Below are 22,934 nucleotides of genomic sequence, written 5' to 3'. Positions count from 1 at the left end.
CCACACGATCACTGTGGGTCATTCCACTATGGGCAGGCACGTCCGAGGAGGAGGGACATCGCCGTCGTCGGTGGCCTCCACCATCGCTTCGACGGTCACCTCACCCGCGTCCCGGAAGGTGAAGACCAGCGGAACAGTCGTACCGGCGAGAACTTCACGGTTGAAGTCGACGATCTTGAGGTGGTAGGCGGAGTGGAGACTGCCGGGCTCGTTCACCGCCCCCTCAGGCGGGACGGCGATGCTCGGCACCTGCTCGCGATCACCGTCGCAGTCCGGGTCGGCAAGCATCTCCACCCGCTGCGCGAGGTCGGTGCGCACGGACACCAGGGTGGCGGGATCGTCCGCCTCGGTGAAGAGCTCCAACCGCACGATCGCTTCGTCCCCCGGGTCGTACTGGTACTTGATCTCGGGCGGGGCCTCGACGAAGACGTTGCGCAGTTTCACGGTCCCGACTTCTTGGTTGGTGCCCATGGTGCTGGCTTGGTCCACGTCCTCCGAGCAGGACGTGAGCACCAACAGCGACGCCGCCGCCACGGTGAGAAGGCCTGTTCGCGTCATACCGTCCGGCTACCCCTGTTCGTCCCGTCGACGACGGGAGGGAGGGACCGTCACACAACTGCAAGGCGATGCAGGCGATCGTGCACCTTGACGTCGCCCCAAACCCCTCGAACGAGTGAACACCCGGCACCGGAACCGTCAGCCGGTCACGGTGAGGCGACACATCAGGAGTCGGCGAAAGCCGGAAGCATATGGGCGATCGGCGGGACGTGTTCGGGCCGCGCGACGTCGCCGAGGTCGAGGAGCATCAGGCGCAGTCGGGAGCGGATGCGAGGGTCCTCGGCTCCGACGCGGGCGATCTCGTCCACGGCGAGGGCCAGCAGGTCTCCGAATCGGGTCTCCGGCACCGTCAGCAGCAGCACGCCGTCGGCGCACCGCCGGCGAGGCGGCATTGGGCGGGTGACCAGGCAGCGGAGCAGGTCGTGAAGCTGGTCGACGACCTGGACGGCGGTGGTCGGGTCGTTGAGTGACGGCGACAGGGCGCGCAGGGCGATGTCCACGAGCTGGCGCAGGCCGAACCCGACGTCCTGGTCCAGGGTGCGCTCGGCGTTGAGGACGACCGCGGCGCAGAGGTCCTCGCCGTCCGGCGGCTCCTGCCCGGTCACCTCGAACAGCGTGGCGCCCGTGGGGAGGAACTCGCCGATCGCGGGCACCAGTCGAATCGAGCACCGGTGGTCGACGGCGACTTGGGCGAGGCGATCATCGTCCACGCTCTGCACGACGCCGCCTTCGTCGGTCGGCACCCGGTAGACCGGCCCGGCAGCAGGCGCGCCCGCGGTCGGGGCTTCCGCGTCCTCGGGGTAGCGGCGGACGATGAGCGCCCTGGTGTCCTGCCCGATCCGGGTAACGATCGTCGAGGCCCGGATGGACTGGGTGATGTGGTGGATGTAGCGCAGGAAGACCAGCACGCTGACGAAAACCAGCACCACGGCCGCGGTGACCGCCGTCGTGGGGACGAAGTCGGCGGTTTCTGCCGTTCCGCGGACCGTGCGCAGCACGACGAACGCGAAGACGAACGTCGCCACGAACACCCCGAGCGCGACCTGCGTGAAGCGGTCGTGCAGGAACGTGTTGAGCACGCGCGGGGAGAACTGGCTGCTGGTCAGTTGCAACACCACGACCGTGATCGAGAAGACCAGGCCGGTGAACGAGATCATCGAGGTGATGATCGCCGCGAGCAGCGCGCGTGCCCCCTCCGGGCCGCCGCTGAACAGCACCGGCAGCGAGCCGAACAGCTCCAGGTCGAGCGTGGTGAGGGCCACGGCGAGGCCGGCGGCGGCGAGCGCGATGGCCAGGGGCAACGCCCAGAACCGGTCACGCAGCCAGTACCGGAATCCGGCCTTCACCGACCCCCCTGCCCTTCCGTCGAGGTCGTGGGCAACCGCTCCAGCCCACGCCCCCGAACCACATCAGGAACAGGCAGGTACTCCTCCTGCGCTCGCCTCATACCGTGCGGCTACCCCGCGTCCACCGGACGACCGGTCCACGCGCCCTCCGCAACGCAATCGCAACGTTGATTCTGGTTGAAGTGCGTCCTCCGATCCGTCCACCCGAGGCCTGTCACGACGATGCTGCGCACAGCTCTCGGGAGAACCTTGCGATTGCCATACAGGGCGGCAGCGCGCGGTCCTCTGCCGACTTCCCGGGTAGCCGCCGGTTGCGGATCCGGTGTGGGCCGCGGGCGGCTGCCTCTCCCACCCCGATCGACGATTCGACGGCGCACCGTCCGGCTGGGCGGGATCACAGCCCGAGGCGCGATCCGGAAACGGCACTGAACAGCACGGTCGAGCAAGGGATGCGAACCATGGCGGATCGAGGCGGGCGCTGGCTGATCAGTGCTTCAGTACTGGTTCTCCTCGCAAGTGTCGTGGCGGTCACCGTCAAATCCTGGGACCACCCGACCGACTCCGAACAACCGTCAACGACCCCGGTCGGACCGCTGACGGTGGTGACGCTGGGCGACAGCATCCTGTCGGGCGAAGGCGCCGGTGCGTACGAGACCGTGACAGACGGCGTCAACGGCAACTGGTGTCACCGCTCCGCCAACGCCGTGGTCCACCGGCTCGACGTGGCAGGTGTGGAGGCGCGGATCAACCTGGCCTGTTCCGGCGCGTCCACCGAAGACCTGCTTGTGGACGGGACGACGCAGTGGACGGAGCCCAGCCAGACCCACCGGCTCGCCGAACTGGCGAAAGTCCACCGCATCGCCGCCGTGGTGGTCTCCGTCGGCGCGAACGACGACCCGGGCTTCTCCCGGTTGATGTCGGACTGCCTGCACGCCCGCATCCTGCTCGACCCGCCGTGCAGCCACGTGATCGGGCAGGACTGGCGGCAACGACTGGACGCCGTCGTGCCCAAGGTCAGCCGAGCGCTCCGCGACGTCAGGTCCGTCCTGGCCGAGGCGGGGTACGGCAAGGGCAGCTACCAGCTGATCCAGCTCTCCTACACGTCACCGCTGGCCCCCGACATCCCGGAGGAACTGCGCAACCTCAGCGCCTGCCCGTTCCACACCGAGGACCTGGCGTGGATCCGGGACCACGCCGTGGGCAGCCTGTCCGACGCGCTGCGCGAGGCGGCCGAACGCGCCGATGCCCGCTTCCTCGATCTGTCCAGGGCCGGGCACGGTCACGAAGCGTGCACCGGTGGCGACGACCTCGGCAGCGAGTGGTTCACGCGGCTCACCCTGGACTGGGACTCCTTCGGCGACGCCGAACGGGTCGAGCACGTCAGCGTGCAGTCGTTCCACCCCAACAGCGAAGGTCATCGGCAGTTCGCCCGCTGCATCGGCGAGTTCCTGGGCACCGCGGATCGCGAGGCGGCGTGCGTCCCCGATCACGACGGCGATCTCCGCCTCACGACGGACCTCCCGAACCGATCGGGCGACGAGGTCTTCGTTGCGCATCCGCGTTGACCGGATGACCGGGAGCGCGATCCGTGCAGTGGCGTCTGCCGACTGGAGGAACAGCCGAACCGACGATCGTCAGCCAGTCGTCAGGTCGCCCAGCTGTGGTTTCCCCGACGATGGACACCGAGCCTCGACGAAAAGGAGCAACCGTGGTCACCCGCCAGTACCACCAGGATCCCCACTGTCGTGATGCCGTCGGCGCGCTCGCCGCCGAGTTCAGCGGGCGTGTCCCCAGAAGCGTCGTCGCACGCACCGTCGTCGGAGCACGGCTCGACCTCGAAGGTCAGACTCAGCCGAAAGCCCTCGCCGAAATGCTCCACCGCCTCGCCCGCTACCGGCTCGACGTCCTCGTCTCGGCACGGACCTGACATGTCGTCCGCAGAACGCACCACGTCGATCCCGGCGGACGCGGATGTGGTCTTCGACGTCGTGACCGACCTGGAAAACCTGTCGGCCTGGCTCCCCTCCGGCGTCGAGGTCGAGCGGTACGGGCCCAACCTGGTCCGCCTGTGGTCGGGTGAGAACAACGTCGTACGGCACGTAGTGGTCGACTGGGACAAGCTGACGATCGACTGGGGCAGCCCGAACGCCCCCACCTACGTCGGCAACCTGCAAGTTCTGCGTACTGCACCAGGCCTCAGCGCCGTTGCGGTCCGCCTCACCGGTCCCGAAGGGCTTCCCACGCAGCGTCTGGAGAACTGGCTCGCGCGGGCCCTCGAAGCGCTGGCCACGGCCGTCAGCGCGGAGCGACGGGCCACACCTCATGCCGTCGCGGTGTCGCGTTCCTGAGACAGGTAACGCTCAGACCAGCCCTTTTCCGCCACCGCGACCGCGGTACGCGATGCACTGATCCTGTCGACTCCCACAAAGCACGGCAGTCGGACAGACCTCAACTCGACCGCGTTCGAGCACCAGTCGACGCCTCTGACCGTGGACGCTCGACGTGAAGTCGCACCCACACCGCGTCCTCTCCTCGCTCGAACATGGTCATTCAACCCACTGAACTGGTGGCCGGCAAGAGACCTTGCGAGCGCGGTACAGCCAGAAGATCTCCACAGATCTGATTACCCTTCCGCTGCCGACGGTGATCGTGTCGGTGGCCGTATTGGTAGCGGTGTCGAGCACCGATACCGTGCCGGCGCTGCTGTTAGCGGTGTAGGCCACGGTGTTGGTAGCGGCCGCCGCCGGTCCTGCCGGCAGGACCGCCATGTGGTCCCGGCAATCACCGCCATCGCCGTGAACAGCACCGTTCGTGCTCGTGCCCGCCGGGCAGGTGACAGCGTTTGTAGAAAACTCATGTGGAGCGAAGTCTTTTCATACGCCCGTACTGGGCAGATGCGCGGACACGAAATCGGGAGGGTCCGGAATGGGCCGTCATCGTCGCGCGTACTGGGCCACCAGGCACCAGCCGACCGACAGCATCCGTTGGCCGGTTCGAAACCCACTGCCGTGGAAGTCGAAGATCAACGACCGCAGCCCTGCCTACGGCCGAGCCATACCGCACCCGGCGGGTCCACCTCCGACTCGTCCGCCGCTCGCCCTGAGCCGAACCGATCCTGACCGGACATCAACGCCTGCACGACCCGCCGCTACCGGTCTGATCGGCCAAAACCCGATCTCATGGGAAGTCGGCACCACCACCGGCACTGTGGGAACCCACCGTGCCGCGGTCGCGACCGGCCGATCTCGGTAGGCGGTACCACCCCGAACGATATCCACCCTGACCGAGTCGTCCAGGCGCCTGGATTTGTTGTCCGCGCCGGACCGTGACCGAAAAACGTCGACATCCGCCATTGCCGAAATATGCGGCCCTGAGCCGCCCGTGCACGGTCAAGACTCCATGCGGTTGACCTCTTGCCACCTGCCGGTGGCACGCAAAGTATCATTCGACAGGTAGGTGCCACATGGATTGCGCCATCTTGTCCGATGTGCAACCCAAAGCCATGAACAAGTAACGGGTCGATCGGGGTGGCCGATCCACAGGACGGGCGGCCTCATGTCGCCTTCGGATTCCCGCGCACCTCACCCTCGGAGCGACGAATGCGTTCACGCACGGTCCTGACCGGTCTCCTCACCACGGCGGCCACCGTCCTGGGCTTGATGGCCTCCGCCACCCCGGCCACGGCGGGCGTGCTGGACGTGACCTGCCTGCCGACCAGCAGCCAGACCGCATCCTTCAGCCCGCCGCTGACCCTCGCCCCCGGGCCGACGACGGTGACCGCGTCCACCCAGTACGGACCGTGCACCTCCACCAGCGTGCCGGGGCTGACCTCCGGCTCCCGCAGCGCCACCATTCCCTACCCCGCGTTGTCGTGCCTTGACCTGCTCACCTCGGCCCCGCTGACCTTCACCATCACCTGGAACACCGGTCAGACCTCCACCATCTCCGGCAGCACCACCGTCACCACCGCCGGCGCCGCACTGGTCGTCACCATCACCGGCAACGTCACCGCCGGACTGTTCGCCGGCGGCTCGGTCGTCCAGACCATCACCGGACCGTCCACCGCCGTCACGCTGTGCACGCTGGGCCTGGGAACGGTGTCGAGCATCGACGCACTCGTCACCCTCGCCATCACCTCCGCGCCGTAACCGTCGGGGCTTCCACGGCAGGCGGCACACCGGTCGAAAACCCGATCGCCGCACTGCCCCTGCGGGGTGCCCGATTACCGGCGCGAACGGACAACCGCGGTCGGTCGCGAGGATCGAGTTCCACTTCGCCGAGTGATCATTGGGCTGTTCAGACTCTTGTGGCGCGCTTTGTGCCCTGCTTGTCTTGAGCGAGCGGATGGACGGAACACGAATAATGACGGGACCGCGACTCGAACTCCGCACCTGTCCTGCTGCCATATTGAGCTGATCACCGCTCGGGTCGGTTCGACACTCCCCCGTTTATTTCGCCGAACGGATTCGACCGACCCGCTTCTCGAGCTGAACGGGCTCATCGCCGGAGCGTGGCTCGGGACGCATCGTGACGAACCACATGGAGAGGCCATCATGCCTTTGCCAGCAGCCGTCCTCGCAACACTGGGGGAAATACCGGTCACCATCCGGTCGGCAGCCTTCCCGAAGGTCTACCTGCGCAAGGACGGCACCGGGGTCACCTCTACGCTCGAAGTGGCCGAGAAACGCCACGGGGGCTAGCGGGTGAACAACCGCATTCGTGATCGAGCCTTGTTCCCCGGTTTTCTGCATGTGTTCGATACTGTGAGCAGTGGCTCACTGGAAGAGTACTTCGGGTGGTCTCTCCGCGATAGCGGTCGGATCGCGGACCGTTGTGTGGGGCGTCAACAGCAGCAGCCAGATCTACCACTACACCAACGACGACGAGAACCCGTGGGTGGGCATTCTGGGCACCCTGTCCGACATCGGGGCGGGCGCCGACGGCACCGTCTGGGGTGTCGATTCGAGCAGCGGCGTCTTCCGCTACGCCGGAGACGCGCCGAGCTGATCGGCACAGTCCGCTGATCCGCTCACCGCGGTGGCGCGAGCCGACGCACATCGACCTGCAGGCTCGATCACGCGGCTCCATCGGGCGGTCGCGACATCGGGTCGTCCAGACGGTCCAACGACACCGCAGGAGTGCCCGGTGGCAAGACGTCGTCTTGCTGACCGGGCGAGAAGCATCTCGACCTCGCACTGGCGCGGGTGTCGGGGTTCGAGAGGCATCGGGCCGAGGCCCGGCGTTCATGCTCGTGGGAGGGGAACAGTGGCATCTCAGGATTCCTTGCTCAAGGTGTACGGGGACCGGTCGTACCGGCACGTGACCATGGCGCGACATCAAGGCACAACCATCGCGTTCGCGATGGACGCGTCCCACCGAATCGTCTATTCCGTGCTGGACCTGTCCGGGCCGCAGGCCAAGGGCGAGGCGGATGCCGCGTACTGGAGCGAGAATCCAGCCGAACTGCTCTTCCCCCGGGAACTGGCCGAGGTGGGCTACGCCGTCGTCGGCCCGACGGCGATGCCGACGGTCAAGCGGGGCGGGGCCGAGGCGGCCGCCGCCGAACGGCCGACGGCCGGGGAGACGGACGCCTTCCTGTCCACCACCGCGCGGCTGACGGCGGACGCCCCGTTGCACGTGATATCCGACGGCACGTACGTGGTAGTTCTGCGGCAGTCGATCAGCGAGACGCATCCCGCGGCGGTGTTCAAGTTGACCGGTGGCGGCTGCTCAGGGGACGCGTCCCGCAACGACTACCTGCTCAGCGGCACGAAGAAGGTGCCGCTGGTGCGCAACACCCTGCTGTGCGACCGGTTCCTGCTGGTGGACGGCAAGCTCAAGCCCGTCCTGGAGGCGCGCTACAAGCGCAGCCGGCACGCCACTCGTCCGGAGTCCGCCAAAGACAGCCTGGGCACCGAAGACATGGAGGGCCGCCCGTTCTACGAGCCTACCCAAGAACTGTCGTTCGTCCGGAACCTGACCCAGGGCCGGTTCGCCGCGGTGCTCGTGCCGACCGCAATCAGCGGTGCGCAGCGCTGGCAGCTGTTCGCTCACAATGACGCCACCGGGCGAATCGACTCCTTCAACATCGAGCAGAGCGCGCAGGGCCTGTTCAACACCCAGGGCACCCGCTTCTACACCAGCCCGGACCCGATCTACCGGGACGCGGTGTTCGAGCGCAGCCCCGGGACCTGTCCCTTCACCGGGCGCGACCTGGTGCCCGTGACGAGTACCGACGGGCACGCGGAGACCGCGCTGCGGCTGGCCGGAACCGACCCCCACATCGACCTGGGCGATCCGGCGGCGCTACGGTTCGGCGGCAGGCCCTACTCCATCGAGGCATGGGTCAAGCCGACCGCCCACGATGGCCCGGTGCTGGCCAGGAGCGGTGAATACCTGCTGGCCGTGAACGCGGCCGGCCTGGTGAGCCTCACCCATGAGGGCGCGCCGTCGCCGCTCCTGTCCACCGAGTCGGTCCCGACGGACCTGTACACCCACATCGCCGCCACGTTCGACGGCACCACCGCGAAGCTGTACGTCAACGGCAAGCCCGTCGGCAGCGGGGCGCTGCCGTTCGCCCCGGCCACCGGCGTGAACACCCTGGTCGGCAAGCATTCCTCAGGCGGCGCGGACGAGAACTTCGAGGGCGACATCGACGATCTCCGGATCTGGGACCGGGTGCGTTCCGCCACCGAGCTCGGCGAGGACATGAAACACCGGCTGATCGGTAACGAGCCGGGCCTGGTGGCCTACTACCGCTTCGACGAGGGTGCGGGGACCACAGCCCACGACCAGACCGACCGGGCACTGCACGGCACTCTCGGCGGTGAAGCGCAGTGGACCGGCTCGGATGCCCCGGTGGGCGACCACCCCGGGGTGCGGCGTGACAGCTTCGCGCTCAAGGGTCGCTCGGTGGTGTCGGGCATGTCGGCGGTGCTGTACCACCAGCAGGAGAACGTCGTCGCCGGGTACCGCCCCGACCCCAAGCCCGCCAAGCGGCAGGCCCGGGTGATGCTGGCGTTCGCCGCCAGGTACGGCCCCAACCCGTGCCTGGCGAGCCTGGACTTCGCGGTCGGCCGCGATGGCCGGCTGGCCCAAGCGCCGGACGTGCTGGACCCGGCGGTGCTCAAACGGCCGACGAAGGGCCAGGACTCGGAGCAGATCAGCGCCCTGCAACAGTTGATCAGGCGGCTGGAGCCGGAGGTCGCGGACCTGCCGCCGGAGATTGCCCGGCTGGACGCCACTGCGGGCAAGGTGGCCGAGCGGCAAGCGGAACACGACCGGTTGAAGCCGGGGTTCGACGACCTGGAGCGACGCTACTTCGCCGAGAAGGACCTAGCGACCTCCTGGATCTACAACGTGGACCTCAAGACTCCGCGCCTGGTGAACGGCACGACAGCGCAGCGGCTGCACGCCGTCGATTCCTCGGCGAACGAGGTCGGGGTGCTTCTCGTCCCCCCTGACAGCAACGACCCCCGGTTGACCAACTGGCGGGTGGAGGCCGTCGGCGAGAACCAGGACGGCCGGCCCTGCTACTTCCTGGTCTCCCACGGGCGCAACGCGGACCTGCGTGTCGCCGGCAACTCGATCGCGGAGAAGTCCCGGTTGATCACGGCTCTCTCCCGCGAATCGAGCAACCAGTCCGCGCACTTCCAGCTGGTTCCCGAGGGCGAGTACGTCCGCATCGTCAACCGCAGGAGCCGCCTCGCGATCGGCCTGCCCTCCACCGCCCGGGACCTCATCCCGGTCCAGTCGAGCGAACACCTCACGGCGGAGTCGGGCCTGTTCCGGATGACACGTCTGTCCATGCGGTCGGGACTGGACGTGCAGTACTTCGCGGCCAAGGCGACGATGGACGCCGCCCGCGCCCTGCTCCAGGAGGCGAGGACCGCCCAGCAGCGCGTCGCCGAGCACAAGCTCACGCTGACCGCCAAGCAGGCGGAGCTGCAGGACGCCCGGGACCGGTTGGCCCGCCTGTCGGGCGCCCTGCAGGGCGACGACGACCTGACGGTGGCGATGCCGCCGCTCGCGGTGGACCGCACCGGTCTGAGCCTGTCCGGCGGCCTGCTCGAATTCGCACGCGGCACCGACCGGCCCGCACTCCTGGACAGCGGCACCGGCAACGTCGTGCTGTACTTCCGCGGGTCCGACGACCAGTTCTACGCCGTGTACTACGACACCGCCGTCGTCCGCGGAGCCCACAAGCTGGCCGGGGACGGCGGCGTGCTCACCTTCCTCGCCCGCGACCCGGGCATCACCATGGAGGGTGCCGTCATCAAGGTCAGCAACGGCGACGCCCCGGGCCGCTGCGATCTGACCGTCACCATCGGCAGCGACACCGAGACCTGGAAGTCCCTGCCCCGCAAGGCCGACCACATGGCGGCAGCCCTAGCCGGGAGCCCCGGCCGGCCGGTGACGGTGGGCGCGGTCACCCGCGTGACCGGCAGCACCGTGGAGCTCACCGCAGCCACCACCACCCCGGTCCCGGCCAAGGCCCACCTCACGATCGGCAGCACCGGGTACGCGGCGGACGCGGACACCCCCACGGGCTCCAAGACACTCACCCTCTCGACGGTGGGCACCGCGATCAAGCCCGGTGACAAGGTCAGCCTCGTCAGCTACGACTGGGCCCGGGCCGAGTCCACCCGGCCCGGGGTTGTGCTGTCGACCGGCTCCCGGCTGATCTCCCTGACCACGGGCGGCGTCGACTCCGTGCCCAACGGCACGGCCTTGGCGAGCATCACCGGCCGCGGCTGCCGCTGGCGGGCCGAGATGCCAGGCCGGGCCTTCCTGCTCGACGGCAAGGAGCAGTATCTGACGCTGCCCGCCGCCAAACTGCCGAGCGTCACCCCGACCGGGGACGTGACCCTGGAAGCCTGGGTCAACCCCGAGGCCGGACAGGGCCGGATCATCCACGCCAGGACGGACGAGTCCGCCTACTCGCTGGCGCTCACCGCTGTGGGGCTCCCCGTCAAGCAGTTCATCGGCGACACCAAGATCGAGCTGACCCCCTCGCTCGACCTGTCCAACCGCGACTTCACCGTCGAACTGCGGGCCAAGCGCAACCAGTCTCGAGGCCGTCGGGAGCCGCTGCTGACCCATGGCACCCTGGCAGGCAGGACGGACCAGACCTTGCACCTGCACTACGAGCCGAACGACGCCTTCGGCTTCGCGCTGTTCAGCGACGACCTGACCACCACTCAGTCCTACCCGGACTTGGAATGGCACCACTGGGCTGCGGTATACAAGCACGCCACCCGCGAGCAGATCCTCTATCGGGACGGCACCGAAGTCGCCCGCCGCACCGCCACCGGCGCCTACACCGGCAACGGGCCGCTGATCCTGGGCCACCAGCCCTTCACCGGCGCCTACCTCGACGGCCAGATCGACGAGGTCCGCGTCTTCGGCCGGGTGCGGACCCAGCAGGAGATCTCCGCCGATCGTCACCAGCGGCTCTCCGGCCGGGAGCCCGGACTGCTCGGCCACTGGACCTTCGACGGGCCGGGCAGCCCTGCCTCGCCGATCAAGGGCTACCAGGTGGTGGCCCGGGTGGGCGACCGGGTACTCCGCTCCGCGGAGCGCTTCCCCTGCAACGAGTGGGCGCACCTCGCCGCCACCTTCTCCCAGTCCTGGGCACTGCGCCTTGATGGTGGCGAGGGCCTGTTGGTCGCCCCGCAGAACACGCTGGACGTCCTGGAGGACCTCACCATCGAGGCGTTCGTCCAGATCGAACGGCTGGGCACGCCGATGGTCCTCCTAGCCAAGGGCATCGTCGTCAACGGCGGCCGGGACGGTGTCCCGTACCAACTAGGCGTCCTGGCGGACGGCAAGGTGGAGTTCGCCTTCGCCGAGGCCGACGGCAAGGCCGTCCGGTACACCTCCGAGCGGGCCGTCACGGCCGGCGCCTTCCAGCGCGTCAGCGTGGTGCGGCAGCGCCGCAAGCCCGAGGTCTCCGCCGCCACCTCGGCGAACGCGAACATCCAGCCCGAGCAGGAAATCCGCTTCTACCTCAACGGCATTCCGGCCGGCAGCCACCTGTACAGCGGCCCCGGCGCGCAGTCCAACGGCAGCGCACTGGAAATCGGTCGCGGGTTCCGCGGCGTCGTGGGTGAGGTGCGGCTGTGGAACGCCGCGCGGCCAGCCGTCCAGCTCGGCCTACCGGTCACCCCGCGCGAGAAGGGGCTCGTGGCCCGCTGGGCCTTCAACGAGAACGCCGGCAACGTCACCCTCGACGCCTCCGGCTCCTTCCCGGCGAAGCTGCGGGGCGCGCGCTGGACCCGCGATCCCGATCCCACGGCGAGTCCGATGCGGCTGTACCGCAACGGCGAGCCTCTGTCCGAGGGACCGACCACCGCGCAGGACACCGGCACCTGGGGCGACCTTCAACTCACGCTGGGCGGACGCCTGGACGGCGGCAAGCCCACCGAACTGCTGGCCGGAACGCTGGAGGAGGTGCGGATCTGGCGCACCGTCCGCACCCGGGAGCAGATCTCCGACAACCTGTTCGCCCGCCTGCGCGGGAACAAGCAGGACCTGCTCGGCTACTGGTCCTTCGACCGGGATTCCACGACACCCGGCACCACTTCGGTGCACGACGAGGGCCTGCGCGGCAACAACCTGGGTTTCTCCGCCACGCGGCCGCGCATCCTGCTCTCCACCGCGCCGGTGTCCACCGACACCGCCCAGGTGCGCTCGGCCCTCGCCGACGTCCGCACTCCCTTCCACGACACCGTCGCCGGCGCACCCGGCGCCACCGAGTACGCGGACCTCCAGTTCGACGCCAAGGCCGAGGCGGTCGGCGTGCTCAAACGCTGCTACGGCTTCGTCCGCAACGGCCGTTGGCACCTGGTCACCGGCTACAAGGTGGGCGACCTGGTCACCGAGTGGGTCGGCCAGGCCCAGTTCGACCCGCAGCTCATGGGCTACGTCGAGGGCGCCCCTCCGGTGCCCTCGGAGAACCTCACCGACAAGGGGGACGGCTACGCCGGCGCCTCCTCGGTGGAGTTCGCCGAGGCCGACCAGGTGGTGCAGAGCCTGTCCTCCAGCAGGACCAGCAGCCTGACCGCCGCATTCAACTTCGCCCTGGGCGTCGAGACCGACGCGAGCGTCCTGACGATCACGGCGCCGCTGGGCTTCGGCACCGCCACCCCGCTGGCCGAGGGCCAGATGAGGTTCGGCGCATCAGGCAGCCTGGAGTACGCCAACACGTGGAGCCAGGACACCAAGGTCAGCCAGGGCAAGAACACCGCCCGCAAGACAAGCCTGGCGCTGACCGGCCACACCGAGGACCCCACCAAGGTGCTCAACGCCGCGATCGGCCGGCGGTACGTGCCTGCCAACACCGGCCTGGCACTGGTGCAGTCACAGACCGCCGACGTCTTCGCCCTGCGCCTGGCGCACACCGGCGCCCTGATCGCCTACCGGATGCTGCCCAACCCCGACATCCCGCGGGACTGGAACGTCATCCACTTCCCCATCAACCCCCGCTACACCAAGCAGGGCACTCTGGACGGCGCGGTCGGCTTCGACGACCGGGGCAAGGTCCTCGATCCCGACTACCCCACCGCCGCGAACTACGGCCAGTACAGCTACTTCAAACCGGGCGACGCCTACGCGCTCAAGCGCCGGATCACCCGCGACCAGCAGCGGCTGCACGCCTTCTACGAGTCGATCTCCACCGATCCGCACCACCGGGACCCGGCCGAGACCCAGGCCACGGCACTGCTGCGCTCGATGGGCATGTCCACCGGGCAGCAGGAGACCAGCCGCAGCACTGCCGGCAGCGCCGCCGCCAACGGCTTCTCGCATCGTGACCTGGTCAACACCTACGTCTGGACCGCGAAGGGCGGCTTCTTCACCGAGACCACCGAGGCCACCGACGCCGTCAGCGAAACCACCTCAGGCTCCTACGCCTTCAGCGGCGAGATCGGCGCCAGCTTCCAAGGCAACTTCGGCGCCCTCGGACTCGGCTGGTGGGGCCAGATGGACGCCTCGGTGGGCGGCGGGTTCACCACCACCCGCACCAAGAGCAAAGACACCTCCCGCTCCTTCGGCCTGAACGTCCAGTGCGCGCCTTCCGGCGACCTGCAACGCCGCGACAAGGACGGCAAACCGGTCTACGACATCACGGGCAAGCCGGTCCTGGTCCCGGGCAAGGTGGACGCCTACCGCTTCCTCACCTTCTACCTCGGCGAGAACAGCGCCAACTTCGACGACTTCTACAACAAGGTGGTCGACCCGGCCTGGCTCTCGGGTAGCGATGCCCCCGACGCCGCCGCGCTGCGGCAGACCCGTCAGAACTCCGCGAAGCCCCCCTGCTGGCGGATTCTGCACCGCGTCACCTACCTCAGCCGAGTGCTGGCACCCGTCCCGCCACCCGGAGCGCCGCCGCTGGAAAAGGCAATGCGCGCCGAGAACATCGACAGCAACTACGAGCTGATCAAACGCCTCGAACCGTATGTCCGCCCCGCCGCCACCAGCGCCGCCGCCCTGGCCACCGCCACCCGCGACGCCTTGGCCGCCCAGTTGCCCGAGCTGCTTCCCCACAGCACCGAGATCATCGACTACCTCGGCCGCTACTTCGGCATGGAGAACTGACAGCCACCCGGCCCTCCGCCACACCGGAGGGCCGGGCCCGTCCACCGCTGCAACCACCGCCGGCTGGCGCACAGCTACCCGTCCTGCGGTCCACACCACAAAACGCCAGAGCACCGTGGCGCTGAGCAGCCCGCCTTGTAACGACACCAACTTCGTCAACCGACAACGCGGACCGCTGCTATGCCGAGTTCCGGAGTCGCGGAGGTTGTCCTGGAAGCCGGGCAGACCGAGCCTGAGGTCGGTGGTGATGGACTCGGCCTGTCCGTTGAGTCGCACACGGTACGTGTTGACGAGGTCGGTCAGTGCGGAGTCGGCTTCGGCGTCCCCGTCGTCCCGGACGAGCTTCCTCAGCGCGAGGAGTCGACGGATGGCGCCGACACGTGTTCGTCGTCGATTGCATTCCCGGCTGCGGAGATGATCGGGCGGTGCCGGTGCGTGAAACGGCCGGGCGGTCGTCGCGACGCGACGTGTGCAGCAGCGTCAGCATGGCCAGGCTCCGTCCGAACGGTCCGCCGCAGGTGATCCCCCTGGGCGTGCTCGACATCGACGACGGGCGGAGCGTCTGGCAGGTCGTGGAACACGACCCGCCGGGCTCGACCGGGCGCCTGGGAGGCCAGCGTGAACGCGGTGGTCGCCACCCTCGCTTGGTGCTCGTCGAAACCGATGTCGATCACCGGCGTGTCGAACAGGTGGATCTCGTCCTCCTCGGACGACACCTCCACCCGCGGACAGGGCCATCCGAGCACGATAGCGGCGACCTGCATCGCCCGGGCCCCAGGAAGAGTTTCGGCGGTCTGAATCAGAGGCATGACGTCCAGTCCCTGTGCGCACGCGTACACCACGGTGGCCACCGCCCCCGTCACCGGCCAACGTGACGCCGGTAGCACCGCAGACCACAGCCACGCCGTCGCCACGCAACAGGTGAACGATCATCTCTTGCGCGTCCGCCGCCGCATGCGTACACGCCAGTAGCGGGCCAAGCCGTGCCGGCCGACCGTCCGGTTTGCGCTTCTCCCCGGTTTGCGGCATCTTGTCGCGCGGAGCGCCGGGAAGTCTGGTCGGCACGCCCCATCGCGTCGCGGTGGGGTTGTTCGTCGACGACGAGACGTTCCATGGCGCTCGTGCTCGCCTTCGGGCTCGTACTGCTGATCAGCGTGTCGCTCTCCGGTCTGGCCACGCGGACCGTGCTGTCCACGGACCTGTTGTTCCTGGTGGCCGGAGCCCTGATCGGGCAGGGCGGGTTCGGTCTGGTCGACATCCCGTCCGACGGCGTCCTCCACCGACGTTCCGGTGGCCAAGGCGCTGAGCTTCGAGCCACCGGACAACCTGCTGCCCGCGGTGCTGGGCTGGGTGGTGGTCTGGTTCGACGGCGGGTGGACCGCCGACTGGTGGGACTCGCTGGGTGCCGCCGTCACCGCCGCCGCGCTGTTGTTCCTGCTGCCCCACCGATCGAGCGACCGCGCCCCTGGGGATGACCACTCCCGGTGACCGAGGGCACCGGACGTTCATGACGATGTGATCAGCGGGTTCGTGCTCCGACACCCACCACCGGGTACGGTCGGGGTGTTGCCCGCGTGCGGGCATGGTGTGCCGGGAAGCCTGGTCGGCGACGTGTTCCGCCGACCCCCTGGGAGCCGCTCGTGCAACGCCGTGCCACCACTCTGTTCAACCGGGGTTCCTGGCCGGAGGCCAAGCGGATCGCCGACATCCTCCGCCTGGAGACAGTCGGCGGCGTGATCATGCTGGCGGCCGCGCTGTTGGGCCTGGTGTGGGCGAACTCGCCGTGGGCGCCGACCTACGAGGCGCTGCGCGACTTCGAGTTCGGCATCGCGTCGCTGCACCTGGAACTCAGCGTCGGGCACTGGGCCTCCGACGGACTGCTGGCGATCTTCTTCTTCGTCGCCGGACTGGAGCTCAAGCGGGAGTTCGTGGCCGGGGACCTGCGCGACCCGCGCCGGGCGGCGGTGCCGGTGGCCGCCGCGGTCGGCGGAGTGGTGGTACCCGCCTTGATCTACGTGCTGGTCAACCTGGGAACCCCTGGCGCAACGTCCGGGTGGGCGATCCCGACCGCCACCGACATCGCCTTCGCCCTCGCGGTGCTGGCGGTGATCGGCCGGTCCCTGCCCGCGGCGCTGCGGACGTTCCTGCTCACCCTGGCCGTGGTGGACGACCTCATCGCGATCGTGATCATCGCCATCTTCTACACCGACGACCTGGCCGTGACGCCGCTCCTGCTCACGGTCGTGCCGCTGGCGCTGTTCACCGTGCTGGTGCAGCGACGGGTGCGCTCGTGGTGGCTGCTGCTGCCGCTGGCCGTGGCCGCCTGGGGGTTCATGCACGCTTCCGGGGTGCACGCGACCGTGGCCGGGGTGCTGCTGGGATTCGCCGTGCCGGTCATCCGCCGCGCGCCCGGCGAGGGCCCGGGGTTGGCCGAGCACTTCGAGCACCGGTTCAGGCCGTTGTCGACCGGGGTCGCGGTGCCGGTGTTCGCGTTCTTCGCCTCGGGGGTCGCCATCGGTGGGATGGACGGCCTGACCTCGTCGCTGGCCGACACGGTGACCCTCGGCATCGTGGCGGGTCTGCTGCTGGGCAAGCTGGTGGGCATCACCGCCGCCACCTGGCTGGTGTCCCGGTTCACCCGCGCCGAACTGGACGACGACCTGGCCTGGGTGGACGTGGCGGGCCTGGCCGTGCTGGGCGGCATCGGGTTCACCGTGTCGCTGCTGGTGGGCGAGCTGGCCTTCGGCGAGGGCAGCCGCCCCTACGACGACGCCAAGATCGGCATCCTGCTCGGCTCGCTGCTGTCCGCCCTCGTCGCCACGGTCATCCTGCGGGCGCGCAACCGCGTCTACCGGCGCATCCACGAAGAGGAGACCCGCGACGACGACCACGACGGCATCCCGGACGTCCACCAGCGTGACGTTATTGACTAACAAATGTTAGTGGGTAACACTACGGGGCATGAGCGTAGTGGTGGTCGGCGCGGGTCCCAGTGGTCTGGCGGCGGCGTGCGCGCTGCGCCTGCACGGCGTGCCGGTCCGGGTGGTCGACGCGGCACCCGCACCCGCGACCACCTCGCGTGCGCTGGGGTTGCAGCCGCGCGGCAGCGAGGTGCTGGAGCGGCTGGGCGCGCTGGGCGACCTGCCGGCGCGGGCGGTCGGCATCCGCCGGGTGATCGTGCACGTCGGCGGTCGTCGCTCCGGTGAACTGCTGGTCGGCCATCCCACCGCGCTGGTCCGCCGCCCCGGTCTGCTCGTGTCGCAAGCCGAGGTCGAAGCCGGACTGCGCGCACGCCTGGCGGACCTGGGTGTCCGGGTGGAGTGGGACACCGCGGTCACCGGCCTCGACCAGGACGGACGCCGGGTGACGCTGACCACCTCGGCCGGGCCGGTGGCGACCGACTGGGTGATCGGCTGCGACGGCGCGCACAGCGCGGTCCGCAAGGCCGCCGGCATCGACTTTCCCGGCGTCGCGCTCGTCGAGGGCTTCGTGCTGGGTGACGTGCGCACCGACATGCCGGTGCCCCGCGACTCGGTCGGGGTGTGGGTGCGCGGTGGGGAGATGTTCGCGGCCTTCCCGCTGCCAGGAGGAGTGTGGCGGTTCATGGCACCGGCCCCCGGCACCTCGGTGCAGGACGTCCCGGAGTTCCTCACCCGCGCCGCGCACCGGCACGCGGGCGCACGGGTCCCGGCGGGCGAGAGCTGGCTGTGGGTGTCGGTGTTCCGCATCCACCGGCGGCTGGCCTCGACCTACCGGCGCGGCCGGATCCTGCTGGCCGGCGACGCCGCGCACATCCACAGCCCGTTCGGCGGACAGGGCATGAACACCGGACTGGGTGACGCGGAGAACCTGGCCTGGCGGCTGGCCCTGGTGGCATCCGGCCGCGCCGGGAAGCGGCTGCTGGACGGCTACGAGGCCGAACGCCGCCCCGTCGCCGAGGAGGTGCTCGGGGCCACCAGCGGTCTCACCGGGCTCGTGCTGGGCGAGTCGCAGGCTGCCCGCCTGGTGCGCGACCGGGTGCTGTTCCCCCTGCTGGGCCTTCGACCGGTGGAGAAGCTCATCTGGGAACAGGCATCGCAGTTGAAGGCCAGCTACGCCCGTTCGCCGTTCGGCCGACGGCCCAGGGTCGGCGACCGGGTACCGGAGTTCGCGGCGGCCGACCGGTTCGGCTGGACCCTCGTCTCACCGCGGGACGAGGACTGCGCCGCGGTCGCCCGCGACCTGCTCGGCGACGCCCGGCACGTGCACCGCGACGGCGACGCGCTGCTCGTGCGCCCGGACGGTCACCTGGCCTGGCGCGGCAAACCGGAGCCGGCCGCGCTGCGCCGGGCGCTGGCGGTCATGCTTGACCGGTGACGACCGAGGCAAGGCGGGGAGGGTTGCGCGAGCAGCGCAAGGCGCGCACCCGCCGCGCGATCCAGGAACACGCGCTGCGGCTGTTCCTCGACCAGGGCTACGAGCGGACCAAGGTCGAGGAGATCGCGGCAGCGGCGGGTGTGTCCCACATGACGTTCTTCCGCTACTTCCCCACCAAGGAAGCCGTGGTCGAGGACGACGACTACGACCCTCTCATCGCCGAACTGGTCCGCACCCGCCCCGCCGGGGAAAGCCCGCTGGAAGCACTGCACGCGGCCCTGTGCACCGGCTTGGACGCGGTCCTCGACACCGACCGCGACGCCGTCTACGCCCGCACACGGCTCATCGTCACCACCCCCGCCCTGCGAGCGCGCCAGTGGCACAACATCGCCGCCACCGGCGACCTGCTCGCCGCCGCGCTCGCCGACCGCGAACACCGACCGGTCGACCTGCGGCTGCGCGTGATCGCCGCAGCTGCCACCGCAGCCCTCACCACCGCCCTCACCGCCTGGGTCGAGGGCGGGGGTGCCGACGACCTGCGCTCGCTGGTCGACCAGGCGTTCGCGGTTCTGACCGCGGGTCGGTAGGCGACGCAGACGAACAGGGACGTGACACCTGTTGACTCACCAGGCCCACGACGGGTTGCCGGCGGCGGCCTGGGTGACCGTCCACAGGCGTTCACGGGCCGCCGGATCGCGGGCGAACGCGGGCAGGTTCGCCGGCCGTCCGCGCTCGTCGACGTAGATGGCGCGAGCTGTCCCGCCCGCACGTCGCGCTGTTGCTCGCACAGCGTATCCCAGCCCTACACGCAGTAGGAGCACTCGCCGCAGGCGTACCCCAGCCACGGGATCGCCACCCGCGTCCCGACCAGCGTGGCGGCGACCCGTCACCGACTGCCTCGACGATGCCCACCCCCTCGTGACCGGGCACGAACGGCGGGGTCGGCTTGACCAGCCAGCCACCGTTGGGCGGCGTGGATATCGGTGTGGCAGATGCCCGACGCCTCCAACCGCACCAGAACTCGACCCGCGGCCGGCACGGGGACCGGCACCTCCCTGACCTCCAGCGGCGCACCCAGCTCCGTGACAACAGCAGCCCTCACGACGATTCTTCTACTCGTTGGTCCTGTCAGCCTTCGCTGGTCGCCGGGCGAGGACCGCGGCCCGACGTCACGGCCGAGCAGGGCCTTTCGTCCCGAGCCTCCGACCTCGCATCCACCTGCCGTGTCGGCCGTCTAACGGTTGTCGGTGGTCGCGTCGGCCTCGCCGACCGCGGCACGGCCCGCTTCGAGGCGGGCGACGGGCACCCGGATCGGTGAGCAGGACACGTAGTCGAGGCCAACGTCGTGGAAGAACCGGATCGACGCGGGGTCGCCGCCGTGCTCGCCGCACACACCCACCACGAGGTCCGGGCGAGCGGCGCGCCCTTCCCGCACCGCGATCTGGATCAGCCGGCCGACGCCTGCGCGGTCGATCGTCTCGAACGGGGACACGTCGAACACGCCCTCGGCGAGGTAGGTCGGGAAGAACGAGCCTTCGACGTCGTCACGGGAGAAGCCCCACGCCGTCTGCGTCAGGTCATTGGTACCGAAGGAGAAGAACGCGGCGGACTGAGCGATGGGTCCTGCGGTGAGCGCGGCGCGCGGCAACTCGATCATCGAGCCGATGTGGTACCGAATGTCGATGCCGGACTCCCTGACGATGTCGGTGACGGTTCGCCGGGCTCGCGCCGCGACCACCTCCAGCTCGCGTGCGTCGCCGACCAGCGGGATCATGATCTCCACGTGCGGATGCCCGCCCGCCAGGATCCGCGCCGTCGCGGCTTCGGTGATCGCGCGAACCTGGAGGTCGTACAGCTCCGGTATGAGCAGCCCGAGCCGCACGCCGCGCGTGCCGAGCATCGGGTTCTGCTCGTGCAGCCGGTCGACCGCGCGCAGCAAGTCCTCCGGTGCGTCGGTCCGGCCGAGCGCCTTCGCGACCGCGACCCGTGCGGTGAGCTCGACGCGGTCGGGCAGGAACTCGTGCAGCGGCGGGTCGAGCAACCTGATGGTGACCGGCAGGCCGTCCATCTCCTCGAAGATGCGGGTGAAGTCCTCGCGCTGCAACGGCAGCAACGCGGCGAGCGCCTCGGCACGGGCGTTCTCGTCGCCGGCCAGGATCAGCCGTTCGACGAGCACGCGGCGGTCACCGAGGAACATGTGCTCGGTGCGGCACAGCCCGATGCCGGTGGCGCCGAGGCGGCGGGCGCGGCGCGCGTCTTCGGGTGTGTCGGCGTTGGCCCGCACCTCCAGCCTGTGCCGGCGGTCGGCGTGGGTGATGATCCGGTTCACCGCCCGCAGCAGGTCGTCGCCCTCGGCAGGGCGGCGGCCCTCGAAGTAGTCGGCGACCGGCGATGGAGCCACGGGCAGTTCGCCGAGGTAGACCGTGCCGGCCGTGCCGTCGACCGAGATCACGTCGCCTTCGGTGACCACCGTGCCGTCGGCGGTGGTGAAGCGGCGGGCCTCGGCGTCGATGGTGAGCGATTCCGCCCCGCACACGCAGGTCCGGCCGAGACCGCGGGCGACGACGGCGGCGTGCGAGGTCTTGCCGCCTCGGCTGGTGAGCACCGCTTGGGCGTGGATCATCCCGTCGAGGTCGTCGGGGTTGGTCTCGCGGCGCACCAGGACCACCGCGCCGCCCTCCTCTGCCCGGCGGACCGCCGTCGCGGAGTCGAACACCACCTCGCCGACCGCCGCGCCGGGCGAGGCGGCGACACCGGTGGCCAGCGGTGCCCGGTCGGTGTCGCCGAAGCGCGGGAACATCAGTTGGGCCAGTTGCGCGCCGGTCACCCGCCGCAGCGCCTCGTCGGCGTCGATCACGCCTTCCTCGCGCAGCGCGTCGGCGATGCGGAACGCGGCGGCGGCAGTGCGCTTGCCGACGCGGGTCTGCAGCATCCACAGCTTGCCGCGTTCGATGGTGAACTCGATGTCGCACAGGTCGCGGTAGTGCCCCTCCAGAGCCGCCATGATCTCCATCAGCTGCTCGTGGGCCCGGGGTTGCAGGTCGACGAGGCGGTGCAGCGGCAACGTGTTGCGGATGCCGGCGACGACGTCCTCGCCCTGGGCGTTGGGGAGGTAGTCGCCGTAGACGCCGGGTGCGCCCGTGGCCGGGTCGCGCGTGAACGCGACGCCTGTGCCCGAGTCCTCGCCCAGGTTGCCGAACACCATGGCACACACGTTGACCGCCGTGCCCAGGTCTTCCGGGATGTGCTCGGCGTGCCGGTAGGTCCGGGCACGATCGGTGCGCCACGACGCGAACACCGATGCGATCGCCATGTCCAACTGCTCACGCGGGTCCTGCGGGAACTCCCGGCCCGCCCGCTCGCGGACGATGTCCTTGAACGTCGCGGTCAGCGCACGCAGGTCGGCTGCGTCCAGGCCGAGATCGCCGGCGACGCCCTTGGCCCGCTTGGCCTCCCGCAGGGCGGCAGCGAAGTGCTCTGCGTCGACACCGAGCACCGTCGTGCCGAACATCTGCACCAGCCGGCGGTAGGAGTCCCACGCGAGCCGCTCGTCCCCCGACCACGCGGCGAGCCCGGCCACCGAGTCGTCGGTCAACCCGATGTCCAGGACCGTGTCCATCATCCCGGGCATCGAGAACCGCGCGCCGGAGCGGACCGCGACCAGCAACGGCTCGTCGACCTGCCCGAGCTTGCGGCCCATCGCCCGCTCCAACGCGTGCAGGTGCCCGCCCACCTCCACTGCGAGTCCGTCCGGCACGGCGCCGGTGGTCAGGTAGGCGCGGCACGCTTCGGTGGTGATCGTGAACCCGGGCGGCACGGGCAACCCCATCACGGTCATCTCGGCGAGGTTGGCGCCCTTGCCGCCGAGCAGGTCCGCCATGAACCGATTGCCCTCGGCGAAGTCGTACACGTACTTGGGCATCGTCGTCACTCCTCGTTCAGTCGCTCGTGGACAGTCACGTGCCTCGTCCGCCGTTGTGGTCCCTCGGCACTGCGCCGCACCGGGTTGCCGCCGTGCCGAGTCGGAACAGGTAGGACGGCGCTCCGTCCGGTTCCATCCCGTCCTCCCACGATGCA

General features: G+C 69.7%; 16 protein-coding genes. 10 read left to right on the top strand and 6 right to left on the bottom strand.

The annotated features are described in order from the left end of the window. Nucleotides 1-18 precede the first annotated feature (18 nt). A complete protein-coding gene (locus tag B0I31_RS06090) occupies nucleotides 19-558 on the bottom strand; it encodes a copper chaperone PCu(A)C (RefSeq protein ID WP_106614318.1) in 540 nt (179 codons plus the stop codon). A 164-nt stretch (nucleotides 559-722) separates the two neighbouring features. Continuing rightward, a complete protein-coding gene (locus tag B0I31_RS06085; protein ID WP_106614317.1) occupies nucleotides 723-1,904 on the bottom strand; it encodes a DUF2254 domain-containing protein in 1,182 nt (393 codons plus the stop codon). A 167-nt stretch (nucleotides 1,905-2,071) separates the two neighbouring features. Between B0I31_RS06085 and B0I31_RS06080 the strand changes: the two genes are divergently transcribed. The 3 genes from B0I31_RS06080 (at nucleotide 2,072) to B0I31_RS06070 (ending at nucleotide 4,252) form a co-directional block, all read left to right on the top strand. Further along, nucleotides 2,072-3,469: a GDSL-type esterase/lipase family protein gene (locus B0I31_RS06080; protein WP_245949715.1), complete on the top strand. Its 1,398-nt coding sequence runs from the start codon at nucleotides 2,072-2,074 to the stop codon at nucleotides 3,467-3,469. A 143-nt stretch (nucleotides 3,470-3,612) separates the two neighbouring features. Continuing rightward, nucleotides 3,613-3,831: a hypothetical protein gene (locus B0I31_RS06075; RefSeq protein WP_106614316.1), complete on the top strand. Its 219-nt coding sequence runs from the start codon at nucleotides 3,613-3,615 to the stop codon at nucleotides 3,829-3,831. Nucleotide 3,832: 1 nt separating this feature from the next. Then, entirely contained in the window at nucleotides 3,833-4,252 is a 420-nt protein-coding gene (locus B0I31_RS06070) for an SRPBCC family protein (RefSeq protein WP_106614315.1), read from the top strand. Nucleotides 4,253-4,450: 198 nt separating this feature from the next. On the opposite strand, the gene B0I31_RS06065 is transcribed toward B0I31_RS06070, so the two are convergent. Next, complete coding sequence (locus B0I31_RS06065) at nucleotides 4,451-4,672, bottom strand: hypothetical protein (RefSeq protein WP_106614314.1); 222 nt, start codon at nucleotides 4,670-4,672, stop codon at nucleotides 4,451-4,453. 831 nt (nucleotides 4,673-5,503) lie between these two features. On the opposite strand from B0I31_RS06065, the gene B0I31_RS06060 reads away from it, so the two are divergent. The 3 genes from B0I31_RS06060 to B0I31_RS06055 all read left to right on the top strand — a co-directional run bounded on the left by B0I31_RS06060 (nucleotide 5,504) and on the right by B0I31_RS06055 (nucleotide 14,501). Next, nucleotides 5,504-6,052: a hypothetical protein gene (locus B0I31_RS06060; protein ID WP_106614313.1), complete on the top strand. Its 549-nt coding sequence runs from the start codon at nucleotides 5,504-5,506 to the stop codon at nucleotides 6,050-6,052. A gap of 622 nt (nucleotides 6,053-6,674) precedes the next feature. Then, nucleotides 6,675-6,911 (top strand): tectonin domain-containing protein, encoded by a 237-nt coding sequence (locus B0I31_RS39925; protein WP_146173755.1) that lies wholly within the window; start codon nucleotides 6,675-6,677, stop codon nucleotides 6,909-6,911. Between the two features lie 258 nt (nucleotides 6,912-7,169). Beyond that, nucleotides 7,170-14,501: a LamG domain-containing protein gene (locus B0I31_RS06055; protein WP_146173754.1), complete on the top strand. Its 7,332-nt coding sequence runs from the start codon at nucleotides 7,170-7,172 to the stop codon at nucleotides 14,499-14,501. 347 nt (nucleotides 14,502-14,848) lie between these two features. On the opposite strand, the gene B0I31_RS06050 is transcribed toward B0I31_RS06055, so the two are convergent. After that, entirely contained in the window at nucleotides 14,849-15,352 is a 504-nt protein-coding gene (locus tag B0I31_RS06050) for a hypothetical protein (protein ID WP_146173753.1), read from the bottom strand. A 439-nt stretch (nucleotides 15,353-15,791) separates the two neighbouring features. On the opposite strand from B0I31_RS06050, the gene B0I31_RS40400 reads away from it, so the two are divergent. The 4 genes from B0I31_RS40400 to B0I31_RS06030 all read left to right on the top strand — a co-directional run bounded on the left by B0I31_RS40400 (nucleotide 15,792) and on the right by B0I31_RS06030 (nucleotide 19,444). Beyond that, the gene (locus B0I31_RS40400; protein WP_181320012.1) at nucleotides 15,792-15,989 is read left to right on the top strand and encodes a hypothetical protein; all 198 of its coding nucleotides are present in this window, start codon (nucleotides 15,792-15,794) and stop codon (nucleotides 15,987-15,989) included. A 152-nt stretch (nucleotides 15,990-16,141) separates the two neighbouring features. After that, on the top strand, nucleotides 16,142-17,434 hold the full coding sequence (nhaA, locus tag B0I31_RS06040) for a Na+/H+ antiporter NhaA (RefSeq protein WP_106614310.1): 1,293 nt from the start codon (nucleotides 16,142-16,144) through the stop codon (nucleotides 17,432-17,434). 28 nt (nucleotides 17,435-17,462) lie between these two features. After that, nucleotides 17,463-18,857: an FAD-dependent monooxygenase gene (locus tag B0I31_RS06035; protein WP_106614309.1), complete on the top strand. Its 1,395-nt coding sequence runs from the start codon at nucleotides 17,463-17,465 to the stop codon at nucleotides 18,855-18,857. Next, complete coding sequence (locus B0I31_RS06030) at nucleotides 18,854-19,444, top strand: acyl-CoA-like ligand-binding transcription factor (RefSeq protein WP_106614308.1); 591 nt, start codon at nucleotides 18,854-18,856, stop codon at nucleotides 19,442-19,444. The genes B0I31_RS06035 and B0I31_RS06030 overlap by 4 nt, the downstream gene beginning before the upstream one ends. Nucleotides 19,445-19,480: 36 nt before the next feature. Here B0I31_RS06030 and B0I31_RS40395 read toward each other — a convergent pair whose 3' ends face one another. Both B0I31_RS40395 and ppdK read right to left on the bottom strand, forming a co-directional pair. Beyond that, nucleotides 19,481-19,645 (bottom strand): hypothetical protein, encoded by a 165-nt coding sequence (locus B0I31_RS40395; protein ID WP_181320011.1) that lies wholly within the window; start codon nucleotides 19,643-19,645, stop codon nucleotides 19,481-19,483. 446 nt (nucleotides 19,646-20,091) lie between these two features. Continuing rightward, nucleotides 20,092-22,779: a pyruvate, phosphate dikinase gene (gene ppdK, locus B0I31_RS06020; RefSeq protein WP_106614693.1), complete on the bottom strand. Its 2,688-nt coding sequence runs from the start codon at nucleotides 22,777-22,779 to the stop codon at nucleotides 20,092-20,094. Nucleotides 22,780-22,934 lie beyond the last annotated feature (155 nt).

It is taken from the genome of Saccharothrix carnea (genome assembly GCF_003014735.1).
Classification (GTDB): domain Bacteria; phylum Actinomycetota; class Actinomycetes; order Mycobacteriales; family Pseudonocardiaceae; genus Actinosynnema; species Actinosynnema carneum.
This window is presented reverse-complemented; position numbering and strand designations above follow the sequence as displayed.